Origin of the sequence: Mitsuaria sp. PDC51 (genome assembly GCF_900113225.1) — a bacterium.
In the GTDB taxonomy this organism is placed as follows: Bacteria; Pseudomonadota; Gammaproteobacteria; order Burkholderiales; family Burkholderiaceae_C; genus Roseateles.
This window is the reverse complement of record NZ_FOZE01000002.1, coordinates 217,075-230,245: the sequence shown is the minus strand read 5'-3', so window position 1 is coordinate 230,245 and position 13,171 is coordinate 217,075. Positions and strand designations below refer to the sequence as shown.

Annotated in this window: 10 protein-coding genes; all 10 read left to right on the top strand. The window is 70.3% G+C overall.

Translation table 11 applies throughout. The features are described from left to right. Window positions 1-6 precede the first annotated feature (6 nt). From BM393_RS12460 to ftsA, 10 genes are read left to right on the top strand one after another with little or no spacing between them, the layout of a single operon-like run. Window positions 7-1,518, top strand: a complete 1,512-nt coding sequence (locus BM393_RS12460; protein ID WP_091726027.1) for a UDP-N-acetylmuramoyl-L-alanyl-D-glutamate--2,6-diaminopimelate ligase — start codon at window positions 7-9, stop codon at window positions 1,516-1,518. Between the two features lie 56 nt (window positions 1,519-1,574). Beyond that, window positions 1,575-3,011 (top strand): UDP-N-acetylmuramoyl-tripeptide--D-alanyl-D-alanine ligase, encoded by a 1,437-nt coding sequence (murF, locus tag BM393_RS12455; protein WP_091731382.1) that lies wholly within the window; start codon window positions 1,575-1,577, stop codon window positions 3,009-3,011. Beyond that, on the top strand, window positions 3,001-4,179 hold the full coding sequence (mraY, locus tag BM393_RS12450; RefSeq protein WP_091726023.1) for a phospho-N-acetylmuramoyl-pentapeptide-transferase: 1,179 nt from the start codon (window positions 3,001-3,003) through the stop codon (window positions 4,177-4,179). Before murF ends, mraY begins: the two co-directional genes overlap by 11 nt. 16 nt (window positions 4,180-4,195) lie before the next feature. Continuing rightward, on the top strand, window positions 4,196-6,163 hold the full coding sequence (gene murD, locus BM393_RS12445; protein ID WP_254783434.1) for a UDP-N-acetylmuramoyl-L-alanine--D-glutamate ligase: 1,968 nt from the start codon (window positions 4,196-4,198) through the stop codon (window positions 6,161-6,163). Next, the gene (gene ftsW / locus BM393_RS12440) at window positions 6,160-7,428 is read left to right on the top strand and encodes a putative lipid II flippase FtsW (RefSeq protein WP_091726020.1); all 1,269 of its coding nucleotides are present in this window, start codon (window positions 6,160-6,162) and stop codon (window positions 7,426-7,428) included. Before murD ends, ftsW begins: the two co-directional genes overlap by 4 nt. Next, window positions 7,425-8,543 (top strand): undecaprenyldiphospho-muramoylpentapeptide beta-N-acetylglucosaminyltransferase, encoded by a 1,119-nt coding sequence (gene murG, locus BM393_RS12435; RefSeq protein ID WP_091726016.1) that lies wholly within the window; start codon window positions 7,425-7,427, stop codon window positions 8,541-8,543. The genes ftsW and murG overlap by 4 nt, the downstream gene beginning before the upstream one ends. Continuing rightward, window positions 8,540-9,970: a UDP-N-acetylmuramate--L-alanine ligase gene (gene murC, locus BM393_RS12430; protein WP_091726011.1), complete on the top strand. Its 1,431-nt coding sequence runs from the start codon at window positions 8,540-8,542 to the stop codon at window positions 9,968-9,970. Before murG ends, murC begins: the two co-directional genes overlap by 4 nt. Beyond that, entirely contained in the window at window positions 9,967-10,974 is a 1,008-nt protein-coding gene (locus BM393_RS12425) for a D-alanine--D-alanine ligase (protein WP_091726006.1), read from the top strand. Before murC ends, BM393_RS12425 begins: the two co-directional genes overlap by 4 nt. A gap of 46 nt (window positions 10,975-11,020) precedes the next feature. After that, window positions 11,021-11,857 (top strand): cell division protein FtsQ/DivIB, encoded by an 837-nt coding sequence (locus BM393_RS12420; protein WP_091726003.1) that lies wholly within the window; start codon window positions 11,021-11,023, stop codon window positions 11,855-11,857. Window positions 11,858-11,865: 8 nt separating this feature from the next. Continuing rightward, entirely contained in the window at window positions 11,866-13,095 is a 1,230-nt protein-coding gene (ftsA, locus tag BM393_RS12415; protein WP_091726001.1) for a cell division protein FtsA, read from the top strand. The last annotated feature ends 76 nt before the right edge of the window (window positions 13,096-13,171 follow it).

The following is a 13,171-nucleotide window of genomic DNA, read 5'->3' as shown; positions in this document are numbered from 1 at the left end:
CGAACCATGTTGATGCACCTGAAATCCCCTGAAGCCGCCGCCCGCTGGCTCCTGGAATGGACGCCCAGCGGCCAGCTGCGCACGGACAGCCGCGCCGTCGGCGCCGGCGACGCGTTCATCGCCTGGCCCGGCTACGCGAAGGACGCCCGCCAGTTCGTCGCCGGCGCGCTGGCCGCGGGCGCGGCGACCGCGCTGGTCGAGCATGCGGGCGCGGCCGAGTACGGTTTCACCGACGCACGCATCGCGTCGCTGCCCGACCTCAAGGCCAACTGCGGCCGCATCGCCTCGGCCTTCTACGGCGAGCCCAGCCAGCGGCTGAGCGTGCTGGCCGTGACCGGCACCAATGGCAAGACCTCCAGCGCCTGGTGGATCGCGCAGGCGCTGACGCTGCTGGGCGCGCGCTGCGGCGTGATCGGCACGCTGGGCGTGGGTCAGCCGCCGGTGCCGGGCGCGACGACGAACGCCTCGATCGAGGCCACCGGCCTGACCACGCCCGATCCGGTGCGGCTGCAGGAAGCCTTCAAGCGCATGGCCGACGATGGCTTCGGCGCCTGCGCGATCGAGGCCTCGTCGATCGGCATCGAGGAACACCGGCTGACCGGCACCTACATCCAGGTCGCGCTGTTCACCAACTTCACGCAGGACCACCTGGACTACCACGGCGGCATGGAGGCCTACTGGGCGGCCAAGCGCAAGCTCTTCGCGTGGGAGGGCCTGAAGGCCGCGGTGCTGAACCTGGACGATCCCAAGGGCGCCGAACTGGCGGCCGAACTGGGCGCCGCGGGCCGGCTGGATGTCTGGACCTACGGCCTGGACCGCGCCGACGCGCGCCTGAGCGCCACCGAGCTGCGCCATGACGCGCACGGGCTGGCCTTCACGCTGCGCGAGGGCGCCGCGTCGGTGCCGGTGCAGACCGGCCTGATCGGCGACTACAACGTGTCCAACCTGCTGGGCGTCATCGCCGGCCTGCGCGCACTGGGCCACGGCCTGGACGACATCGCCCGCGTGGCGGCGCTGGTCACGCCGGTGCCGGGCCGCATGCAGCGGGTGGGCAGCGGCCGCGAGCTGCCGCAGGTGGTGGTCGACTACGCCCACACGCCGGACGCGCTCGAGAAGGCGCTGGGCGCGCTGCAGCCGCTGGCCGCGGCGCGCGGCGGCGAGCTACGCGTGGTCTTCGGCTGCGGCGGTGACCGCGATCCGGGCAAGCGTCCGCTGATGGGCGCGATCGCGGCGAAGCTGGCGGCGCAGGTCGTGCTGACCAGCGACAACCCGCGCACCGAGGATCCGCTGAAGATCCTGGCCGACATCGAGGCCGGCCTGCCGGCGGATGCGGCGCGCGAGGTGATCGCGGACCGCGCCGTGGCGATCGCGCGCGCGGTGGACCAGGCGGGCGCGCGCGACGTCGTGCTGATCGCCGGCAAGGGCCACGAGGACTACCAGGAGATCCACGGCGAGCGCCGCGCGTTCTCCGATGTGCAGGCCGCGCGGGCCGCGCTGATCGAAAGGGCGGGGCTGTGAGCGACGCCACCACGACCATCGCCTCGACCGCGCCCGGCGCGCCGGCGGTGCCCTTCATGACGCTGGGCCGCGCCTTCGCGCTGCTGTCGCCGCTGCTGCCGGCGACCACGCTGGTCGGTGACCCGGCCACGCCGCTGCTGCGCGTGCACACCGACACCCGCACGCTGCGTGCCGGCGACCTGTTTGTCGCGCTGCGTGGCGAGCGCTTCGATGCCAACGACTTCCTGGCCCAGGCCAAGGCCAGCGGCGCCGCCGCGGCCCTGGCCGAGCGCGGCCTGGCCGAGGCCGGCCTGGACGGGCTGCTGGTGCCCGACGCGAAGGCGGCGCTGGGCCTGCTGTCGCAGGCCTGGCGCGAGCAGCAGCACCTGCCCGTCATCGCGGTCACCGGCAGCAACGGCAAGACCACGGTGACGCAGATGATCGCGTCCATCCTGCGCGCCTGGCTGGGCGACGCGGCGATGCTCGCGACCGAGGGCAACTTCAACAACGAGATCGGCGTGCCGCTGACGCTGCTGCGCCTGCGCCAGAACGAGGTCGTGTGGCATCGCGCCGCGGTCGTCGAGCTCGGCATGAACCATCCGGGCGAGATCGCGCCGCTGGCCGCGATGACGCAGCCCACGGTGGCGCTGGTCAACAACGCGCAGCGCGAGCACCAGGAGTTCATGCACACGGTCGAGGCCGTCGCGCGCGAGAACGGCGCGGTGATCGGCGCGCTGGGCACCGCCGGTGTGGCGGTGTTCCCGGCCGAGGATCCCTGCGCGCCGGTGTGGCAGGAACAGGCCGCCGGCCGCGGCACGCTCAGCTTCGCCCTGCAGGGCCAGGCCGACGTGATGGGCCGCGCGCAGTGGGTCGCGCCGACCGAGGCGAGCGCCGCCACGGGCGCCGCCGGTCACTGGGCGATCGAGATCCTGACGCCGGCCGGCACCGTGCCGGTGGCCCTGGCGATGGCCGGCCAGCACAACGTGCGCAACGCGCTGGCCGCCGCCGCCTGCACGCTGGCGGCCGGCGCGCCGCTGGCGGCGATCCGCGAGGGACTGCAGGCCTTCAAGGCGGTCAAGGGCCGCTCGGCGCTGCAGACGGCGGTGTGGCAGGGCCGCCGCGTCACGCTCATCGACGACAGCTACAACGCCAACCCCGACAGCGTGCGCGCCGCCATCGACGTGCTGGCCGAACTGCCGGGCGCGTCCTGGCTGATCCTCGGCGACATGGGCGAGGTCGGCGAGCAGGGCCCGGCCTTCCACCAGGAGGTCGGCGCGCATGCGGCGGACCAGGGCCTGTCGGCGCTGTGGACCGCCGGCGCCGCCGCGCGGGACGCCGCGTCCGCCTACGGCGCGGGTGCCCGCGCGTTCGACAGCGTCGCCGAGCTGATCGGCGCGCTGAAGGACGCGCCGCAAGTACAGAACATCCTCGTGAAGGGCTCGCGCTTCATGAAGATGGAACAGATCGTGGCCGCCTTGCAGTCCGGCGGCCCAGGAGACCCCCATGCTGCTTAGTCTGGCCCAGTGGCTGCAGACCTATTTCCCTGAACTGGGGTTCCTGCGCGTCTTCCAGTACATCACCTTCCGCGCGGTGATGGCGGCGCTGACCGCGCTGCTGATCGGCCTGGCCTTCGGCCCGTGGGTGATCCGCCGGCTGACCGAACTCAAGATCGGCCAGCCGATCCGCGAATACGGCGTGCAGCAGCACCTGGCCAAGAGCGGCACCCCGACCATGGGCGGCGTGCTGGTGCTGATCGGCATCGGCATCTCGACGCTGCTGTGGTTCGACTGGTCCAACCGCTTCGTCTGGGTGGTGATGCTGGTGACCATGGGCTTCGGCCTGATCGGCTGGGTCGACGACTACCGCAAGGTCGTCAACAAGGACCCCGAGGGCATGCGCTCGCGGGAGAAGTTCCTGTGGCAGTCGATCATCGGCCTGATCGCCGCGATCTACCTGGCCTTCAGCGTCTCGGAGACCAGCTTCCTCGGCGTCGTGCAGCTGTTCTTCCGCTGGGTCACCAGCGGCTTCTCGACCGAGCTTCCGCCCAAGGCCGACCTGATGCTGCCGTTCTTCAAGTCGATCAGCTATCCGCTGGGCGTGTTCGGCTTCATCGGCCTGTCCTACCTCGTGATCGTGGGCACCAGCAATGCGGTGAACTTCACCGACGGCCTGGACGGCCTGGCCATCATGCCGGTGGTGATGGTGGGCTCGGCGCTGGGCGTCTTCGCGTACGTGACCGGCTCGTCGGTCTACAGCCGCTACCTGCTGTTCCCCTACATTCCGGGCGCCGGCGAGCTGCTGATCTTCTGCGCCGCGCTCGCGGGCGCTGGCCTGGCCTTCCTGTGGTTCAACGCGCATCCGGCGCAGGTCTTCATGGGCGACGTCGGCGCGCTGGCGCTGGGCGGCGGCCTGGGCACGCTGGCCGTGATCACGCGCCAGGAGATCGTGCTGGGCATCATGGGCGGCGTCTTCGTCGCCGAGGTGCTGTCGGTGATGCTTCAGGTGACCTGGTTCAAGTACACGAAGAAGAAGTACGGCGAGGGCCGGCGCATCTTCAAGATGGCGCCGCTGCACCACCACTTCGAGAAGTCGGGCTGGAAGGAGACGCAGGTCGTCATCCGGTTCTGGATCATCACGATGCTGCTGTGCCTGGTGGGCCTGGCCAGCCTGAAGCTGCGCTGATCGGGACGCGACGACGATGACCCCGATCCGCTTCCCCACCCTCTACCAGGACCGGCACGCGTTCGTGCTCGGCCTGGGCGATTCCGGGCTCGCGATGGCGGCCTGGGCCGCGCGCCTGGGCGCGCGCGTGACGGTGTGGGACAGCCGCGAGCAGCCGCCGCAGCTCGGCGCGCTGCGCGAGCGCCTGCCCGAGGCCGCGTTCGTGCATGGCGAGTTCACGCCCGAGCTGCTGGCCTCGATCGATCACAGCTGGGTGCTGCTGAAGAGTCCCGGCCTGTCGCCGCTGGACGCGCGACTGAAGCCGCTGCTGACGCGCGCCGAGGAGATCGGCCTGCGCCTGCGTGGCGAGCTCGAGCTGTTCGCGCAGGCGCTGGCCGAGCTCAAGACGCTGTACCGCTACGAGCCGGGCGTGCTCGCGATCACCGGCACCAACGGCAAGACGACGACCACCAGCATGACCGCGCTGCTGGTCGAGCGCGCCGGCCGCCGGGTTGCGATGGCCGGCAACATCGGCCCGACGCTGCTGGGCACCTTGAGCGACGCGCTCGACAAGGAACCGATGCCGCAGCCGAAAGACGCGGAGATCGAGGCCGTCGTCGACCTGGCGGTCGAGGCGGTGAGCGCTGCCCCGGGCTCGGCAGCGGCCGAGGTGCCGAACGCCGAGGCGCTGCTGGCGCCGGTCGATGCGTCCGCCGAAGCATCCACGGAAACACCGGCCGAGGCGTCCGAGGAGGCGCTGCTCGAAGCGACGGCCGATGTGCCGAGCGAAGCGACAGCCGATTCGCCGATCGATGCGCCCGTCGATGCGCCCGTCGAGGCGCCGACGGAAGCGCCCGCCGAGACGCTGGCCGCGCAGGCCCCGGCCGACGAGCGCAGCGCGCTCGAGACCGTGGCCGAGCTGCTCGACGAGCAGCCGCTGCCGATCAAGCCGCCGCCGCCCAAGCCGGCGGAATTCGAGGTGCTGCCGCAGGTCTGGGTGCTGGAGCTGTCGAGCTTCCAGCTGGACGGCGTGAAGGGCTTCGAGCCCAGCGCCGGCGCGGTGCTCAACATCACGCAGGACCACCTGGACTGGCACGGCGACATGCCGGCCTACGCGCGGGCCAAGGGCCGCATCTTCGGCGAGCACGGCGTGCTGGTCATCAACCGCGACGATCCCGAGGTCGAAGCGCTGGTGCCCCCGCCGATCGTGGTGAAGCAGGGCCGGGGCCGGCCCGCCAAGACCGTCGAGCGCGAGGTCGTGCGCTTCGGGCTGGACGCGCCGCGCCGCCCGGGCGACTTCGGCCTGCTGGTCGAGAACGGCATGGCCTGGCTGGTGCGCGCTCGCGAGCAGGAAGAAGAGCTCAAGGGCCTGAAGCGCCGCAAGGACGACGAGGACGAACTGCTGATCCAGCGCCTGATGCCGGCCGACGCACTGCGCGTGCGCGGCCGCCACAACGCGGCCAACGCACTGGCGGCGCTGGCGCTGGCGTCGTCGATCGGCTGCCCGCTGGCGCCGATGCTGCACGGCCTGCGCGAGTACCGCGGCGAGCCGCACCGCGTCGAGTTCGTCACCGCGATCAAGGGCGTGGACTTCTACGACGACTCCAAGGGCACCAACGTCGGCGCGACCGTCGCGGCGGTGATGGGCCTGGGTGCCGACCGCGCGCCGGCCAAGCTGGTGATGATCCTGGGCGGCGACGGCAAGGGGCAGGACTTCTCCCCGCTGGCCACGCCGATCGCACTGCATGCGCGCGCGGTTGCGCTGATTGGGCGCGACGCGCCGCAGATCGAGGCGGCGCTCCAGGACAGCGGCGTGCTCATGCATCGCCATGAGTCGCTCGAGGCGGCAACGCACTGGGCGCTCGCGCAGGCGCAGTCCGGCGACAGCGTGCTGCTGAGCCCGGCCTGCGCCAGCCTGGACATGTTCCGCAACTACGCCCATCGCGCCGAGGTGTTCATCGCCACCGTGCGCGAGCTGGCCGAAGACGAGGGCTTCGTCGGATGAGCGCCGCGACCGTCCTCGAGCAGCTCAACGAGCGCGTCCGCGCGCTGCTGTCGCGCCGGCCGGCGACCGCCGGCGGCGTCGACGTGCCGGTGCGCGACTGGGTCTCCACCTCCGCCGGCCAGCCCACCCGCATCCTCGGCTTCGACCTGACGCTGGTCTGGGTCGTGCTGGCGCTGCTGGCGCTGGGCCTGCTGATGGTCTATTCGGCGTCGATCGCGCTGCCGGACAACCCCAAGTTCGCGAAGTACGCGCCGATGCACTTCTTCGTGCGGCAGAGCCTGTTCATCGCGATCGGCCTGCTGGCGGGATGGATCACCGTGATGGTGCCGGTGAGCTTCTGGGAGCGCCACGCGCCCAAGATCTTCGTCATCGCGCTGGCGCTGCTGATGATCGTGCTGATCCCGCATGTGGGCAAAGGCGTCAACGGCGCGCGCCGCTGGCTGCCGCTGGGCGTCATGAACTTCCAGCCCTCCGAGCTGGCCAAGCTGGCCATCGCGATGTACGCGGCCAACTACATGGTCCGCAAGATGGAGGTGAAGGAGAACTTCGTGCGCGCCGTGTGGCCGATGGCCGCCGCGCTGGCCTTCACCGGCATGCTGCTGCTGGCCGAGCCGGACATGGGCGCCTTCATGGTGATCGCGGCGATCGCGATGGGCATCCTGTTCCTGGGCGGCGTCAACGGCCGCATGTTCTTCCTCAGCGTGGCGGTGCTGATCGGCGCCTTCGTGCTGATGATCACCTTCAGCGACTTCCGCCGCGAGCGCATCTTTGCCTATCTGAACCCGTGGGACGAGAAATACGCGCAGGGCAAGGCCTACCAGCTGACGCACTCGCTGATCGCCTTCGGCCGCGGCGAGTTCTTCGGCCAGGGCCTGGGATCCAGCCTCGAGAAGCTGCACTACCTGCCCGAGGCCCACACCGACTTCCTGCTCGCCGTCATCGGCGAGGAGCTCGGCTTCATCGGCGTGGCGATCGTGATCTTCGCCTTCTTCTGGCTGTCGCGCCGGCTGTTCCACATCGGCCGGCAGGCGGTGGCCCTGGACCGCGTCTTCGCGGGCCTGTATGCGCAGGGCATCGGCATCTGGATGGGCGGCCAGGCCTTCATCAACATGGGCGTGAACCTGGGCGCGCTGCCGACCAAGGGCCTGACGCTGCCGCTGATGAGCTACGGCGGCTCGGCCACCGTCCTGAACTGCATTGCATTGGCGATCTGCGTGCGAATCGATATCGAGAACCGACAGTTGATGCGAGGGGGGAGGGCATGAGTACTCGCCACCTCGTCGTGATGGCCGCTGGAACGGGCGGGCATGTGATCCCGGGGCTCGCGGTCGCGGCCGAGATGCAGCGCCGCGGCTGGACCGTCTCCTGGCTCGGCACCGAGGCCGGCATGGAGAACAAGCTGGTGCCGCCGTCGGGTCTGCCGATGGACCGGTTGTCCTTCGCCGGCCTGCGCGGCAAGGGCCTGAAGCACTCGCTGCTGGGCGTCGTGCGGCTGTTCAAGGCCTTCGCGCAGAGCGCCAACATCTTCGCCGCCCGCAGGGCCGACGCGGTGCTGGGCATGGGCGGCTATGTCTGCTTCCCCGGCGGCCTGATGGCCTGGGTGATGCGTCGCCCGCTGATGCTGGTGAACGCTGATGCGGCGCTGCTGCTGTCCAACAAGGCGCTGGCGCCGGTGGCGCGCAAGATCGCCTTCGGCTTCGACGGCCTGGCCGCCGCGCAGCAGAAGAAGAGCGTCGTCACCGGCAACCCGGTGCGCGCCGAGATCGAGGATCTGCCCGCGCCCGAGCTGCGCTTCGCCGACCGCAACGGACCGCTGAAGGTGCTGGTCGTGGGCGGCTCGCTGGGCGCGCGCGCGATCAACGACGTGCTGCCGCAGACGCTCGCGCTGTGGGACGAGCACCAGCGCCCGATGGTCACGCACCAGACCGGCGAGGCCAACTTCCCGCTGGTGCAGGCGGCCTACGCCAAGGCCGGCGTGCAGGCCGAGGTCGTGCCCTTCATCACCGACATGGCCACGCGCCTGGCCGAGGCCGACGTGGTGATCTGCCGCGCCGGCGCGGTGACGGTGTCCGAGCTGTGCGCCGCCGGCGTCGCCAGCATCCTGGTGCCGCTGGTCGTCAGCACGACCTCGCACCAGCGCGACAACGCGCAGTACATGGCGCAGCATGGCGCCGGCACGCACCTGCCGCAGGGCGAGCTGAGCGCGCAATCGCTCTTCGACCTGCTGCAGCAGCCGCGCGAGCACTGGCTGGCGATGGCCTCGAAGGCGCGCTCGCTGGCGCGTCCGCGCGCGGCCTCGCGCGTGGCCGATGAACTCGAGGCGCTGGTCGCCGCCAAGGGCGCCCGCTCCGGCGGCGCCGGGAACGGAGCGCGCGCATGAAGCACGCCATCCAGCACATCCATTTCACCGGCATCGGCGGCGCCGGCATGAGCGGCATCGCCGAGCTGCTGGCCGCGCAGGGCTATCGCGTCAGCGGCTCCGACCAGGGCGAGAGCGACACCACGCGCCGCCTGCGCGCGCTGGGCGTCGAGGTGCAGATCGGCCATGCGGCCCAGCATGTCGGCGACGCGCAGGTGCTGGTCAAGTCCAGCGCCATCAAGGCCGACAACCCGGAGCTGATGGCCGCCCACCAGCACGGCATCCCCGTCCTGCTGCGCGCCCAGATGCTGGCCGAACTGATGCGGCCGCGCCTGGGCATCGCGGTGGCCGGCACCCATGGCAAGACGACGACGACCTCGCTGCTGACCACGGTGATGCTGCAGGCCGGGCTCGATCCGAGCTACGCGATCGGCGGCCAGTTGCTGGCGGCGGGCGCGAACGCGGCGCTGGGCAGCGGGCCGCACATGGTGGTCGAGGCCGACGAATCGGACGCGTCCTTCCTGCACCTGCTGCCGCAGCTGGCGATCGTCACCAACATCGACGCGGACCACATGGACACCTACGGGCACGACATGGCCCGTCTGCGTCAGGCCTTCGTCGACTTCCTGCACTTGATGCCGTTCTGGGGCGCCGCGGTGCTGTGCGGCGACGACGCCGGCGTGCGCAGCATCGTGCCGATGGTGTCGCGCCCGGTGGTCCTGTACGGACTGGGCGAGGACAACGCGGTGCGCGCGACCGAGGTGCGCGCCGAGGCCGGCGGCGGCATGCGCTTCACCGCGCTGCGCCGCGACCGCCAGGGGCGCGAGTTGCCCGCGCTGGACGTGCGGCTGCGCCTGAACGGGCAGCACAACGTGCTGAACGCGCTGTCGGTGATCGCGATGGCGATGGAACTGGGCCTGGACGATGCCGCGCTGCTGCAAGGCCTGGCGACCTTCGGCGGCGTGGGCCGGCGCTTCCAGTCCTATGGCGAGCTGCCGGTGGCGGCGGCCGATGGCGTCGCGGGCACCGCGCTGCTGATCGACGACTACGGCCATCACCCGGTGGAGATGCAGGCGGTGCTGCAGGCCGCGCGCGGCGCCTATCCGGGCCGCCGCCTGCTGCTGGCCTTCCAGCCGCATCGCTACACCCGCACCCGCGATTGCTTCGAGGCCTTCGCCGAGGTTCTGTCGCAGGCCGACGGCGTGCTGCTGACCGAGATCTATGCCGCCAGCGAGTCCCCGCTGCCCGGCATCAGCGGCGAAAGCCTGGCGCGCGCGGTGTCGGACCGCGGCACCGCGGCCGGCTTCGTCGGCGACTGGCAGGGACTGCCGCAGGCGATCGCCCACCAGGCGCGCGCCGGCGATGTGGTGATCGTGATGGGGGCCGGCTCGATCGCCGCCGTTCCCGCGCGCACCGTTGAACTCATGACGAAGGGAGGCCGCGCATGACCGCAGACCTCGACATCCACTCGACGCTCTCTCAGCAGCTGGCCATCGGCCGCATCGACGCCAAGGCGCTCGGCAAGGTGGCCGTGCTCTTCGGCGGGGACTCGGCCGAGCGCGAGGTCTCGCTGATGTCGGGCAGCGGCGTGCTGGCCGCGCTGCAATCCGAAGGCGTCGATGCGCACGCCTTCGATCCGGGCGAGCGCAACCTGCTGGAGCTCAAGGCCGAAGGCTTCCAGCGCGCCTTCATCGCGCTGCACGGCCGCCACGGCGAGGACGGCACGGTGCAGGGCGCGCTCGAGCTGATGGGCATCCCCTACACCGGCTCCGGCGTGATGGCCTCGGCCATCGCGATGGACAAGATCACGACCAAGCGCGTCTGGCTGGCCGACCAGCTGTCCACGCCGCGCTGGGTGAGCCTGCGGCGCGACGAGCTGCAGCGCGAGCGCGTGCGCACCGTGCCGGACGAACTCGGCCTGCCGGTCTTCGTCAAGCCGCCGCACGAGGGCTCGTCGATCGGCGCGACCAAGGTGATGGGGTATTCGGACATGCAGGCGGCGGTCGAGCTCGCGGCCAGGTACGACGCCGAGGTGCTGTGCGAGGAGTTCGTCGACGGCGCCGAACTGACCTGCCCGGTGCTGGGCGAGGGCGCCGGCGCCATCGCGCTGCCGGTCATCGAGATCCGGGCCGAAGGCGGCAACTACGACTACCAGAACAAGTACTTCACCGACACCACGCAATACCTCGTCGGCCAGTTGCCGCCCGAGGAGCAGGCCCGGGTGCAGCAGCTGGTGCTGGCCGCCTACCGCTCGCTGGGCGCGCGCGGCTGGGGGCGGGTGGACGTGATGCGACGCAGGTCCGACGGCCAGCTCTTCCTGCTCGAGATCAACACCTCGCCGGGCATGACCTCCCACTCGCTGGTGCCCAAGGCGGCCGCGGCCGTCGGCATCTCCTATCCCAAGCTGTGCCTGTACCTGCTGTCGCAGGCGCGGCTGGACAGCCAGGCCTGAACGCCGGCTGACAGGACACCCCCAAGCCACCGCCACCACCCCTCCCATGGGCGCCACCTTCACCCACACCGCCAGCCCGCTGCCGCCGGACATCCGAGTGATGAACGGGGTGGCCGGCCTGCTGCTGCTCGCCGTGGCGCTGGCCGCGGCGGCGGTGGGGGTGCATTGGCTGGCGCGGCAGCCGGCGTTCTCGATCAAGTCCATCACCGTCGAGGGCGACGTGAGCCGCAACAGCAGCGCGTCGCTGCGGGCGAACGCGCTGCCGCGGCTGTCGGGCAACTTCCTGACGATGAACCTGCAGCAGGCGCGCGCCGCCTTCGAGGCCGTGCCCTGGGTGCGTCATGCGACGGTGCGCCGCGTCTGGCCGCTGCACCTGGTGGTGGCGCTCGAGGAGCACCGCCCCGCCGCCTATTGGGAAACCAAGGCCGAGAACGCCGATGCCGACAGCGATGCGGTCGTCGATACCCGGTTGGTCAACAGTTTCGGCGAGGTCTTCGAGGCGAATCTGGGCGATGTCGAGGACGAGGACCTGCCGACCCTGGCCGGGCCGGCCAAATCGTCGGCGGCGATGCTGGCGATGTGGCGCCAGCTCGATCCCATGACCCACGGGAAACTGGATGAAGGGGTGGCCCGGCTGGATTTGTCGGGTCGCGGTTCCTGGAAGGCCACGCTGGAAAAGGGAGCGGTCGTTGAACTCGGCCGGGGCAGCGAGGCTGAAGTCGTGGCCCGGTTTGGCCAGTTCATCGCCAGCATTCCGCAGATCACCGCCCGCTACCGCACGTCGCTGGTATCGGCGGACCTCCGCCACGAATCCGGATATGCGGTCCGGCTCGCCGGCGTGACGACGGTTACCACTGCGCCCAAGGGCGCCAAGAAGAATTGAGGACAGGCATGGCCAAGGAATACAAGGATTTGGTCGTCGGGTTGGACATCGGCACCGCCAAGATCATGGCGGTGGTGGCCGAGGTGATGGGGGACGGCCAATTGCGCATCGCCGGCCTGGGCGTGGCGCCCAGCCATGGCCTGAAACGCGGCGTCGTGGTGAATATCGATGCCACCGTCCAGTCCATCCAGCAGGCGCTGAAAGAGGCCGAAATGATGGCCGACTGCCGGATTTCGAGGGTTTACACCGGGATTACCGGCAGCCATATCCGCGGCCAGAACTCGACCGGCATGGTCATCGTGCGCGACAAGGAAGTGACGCCGGTGGATGTCGCCCGGGTGGTGGAAACCGCCAAGGCCATCAATATCCCGAACGACCAGCGCCTGTTGCTGGTGGAACCGCAGGAATTCGTCATCGACGGCCACGAGGTCAAGGAGCCGATCGGCATGAGCGGCGGCCGGCTGGAGGTCAAGGTCCATATCGTGACCGGCGCCCAGAGCGCGGCGGAAAACATCGTCAAGTGCGTCCGCCGCTGCGGGCTGGAGGTCGAGCAGCTCGTACTGAACCCGAGCGCCTCCAGTTTGGCTGCACTCACTTCCGACGAGCGGGACCTGGGCGTGGCGCTGGTCGACATCGGCGCCGGCACCACCGACGTGGCGATCTTCACCGGCGGCTCGATCCGCCATACCGCGGTGATTCCGATTGCCGGCGACCTGATTACCAGCGATATCGCGATGGCGCTGCGCACCCCGACCAAGGATGCGGAGGAAATCAAGGTCGAGCATGGCGTGGCCAAGCAATTGCTGGCCGATCCCGCCGACCAGGTCGAAGTCCCGGGTTTGGGCGATCGGGCGCCGCGCATGCTGTCCAAACAGGCACTGGCCGGGGTGATCGAACCGCGCGTGGAGGAAATCTTCTCCCTCGTGCATCAGGTCATCCGGGATTCCGGCTACGAGGAACTGCTGTCCTCGGGCATCGTGCTGTCGGGCGGTTCATCGGTCATGCCGGGCATGGTCGAACTGGCCGAGGACATTTTCCTGAAACCGGTGCGTCGCGGGAATCCGACTTACGGCGGCGCGCTGTTCGACATGGTTGCCAATCCCCGTTCGGCGACCGTGATGGGTTTGTTGGAGGAAGCGCGGCTCTCGCGCACACGGGGATTCAAGGCGGCGCAGCAGGCGGGTTCGGTGAAGACCCTGTTCGGCCGCGCGAAAGACTGGTTCCTGGGAAATTTCTAAGAAGCCGGAACTCATCGGCTCACGCTTTCTTTACGACGTTCGAGGGTTTTGCCCCCTAAAAAAGGGCCGATCCCAC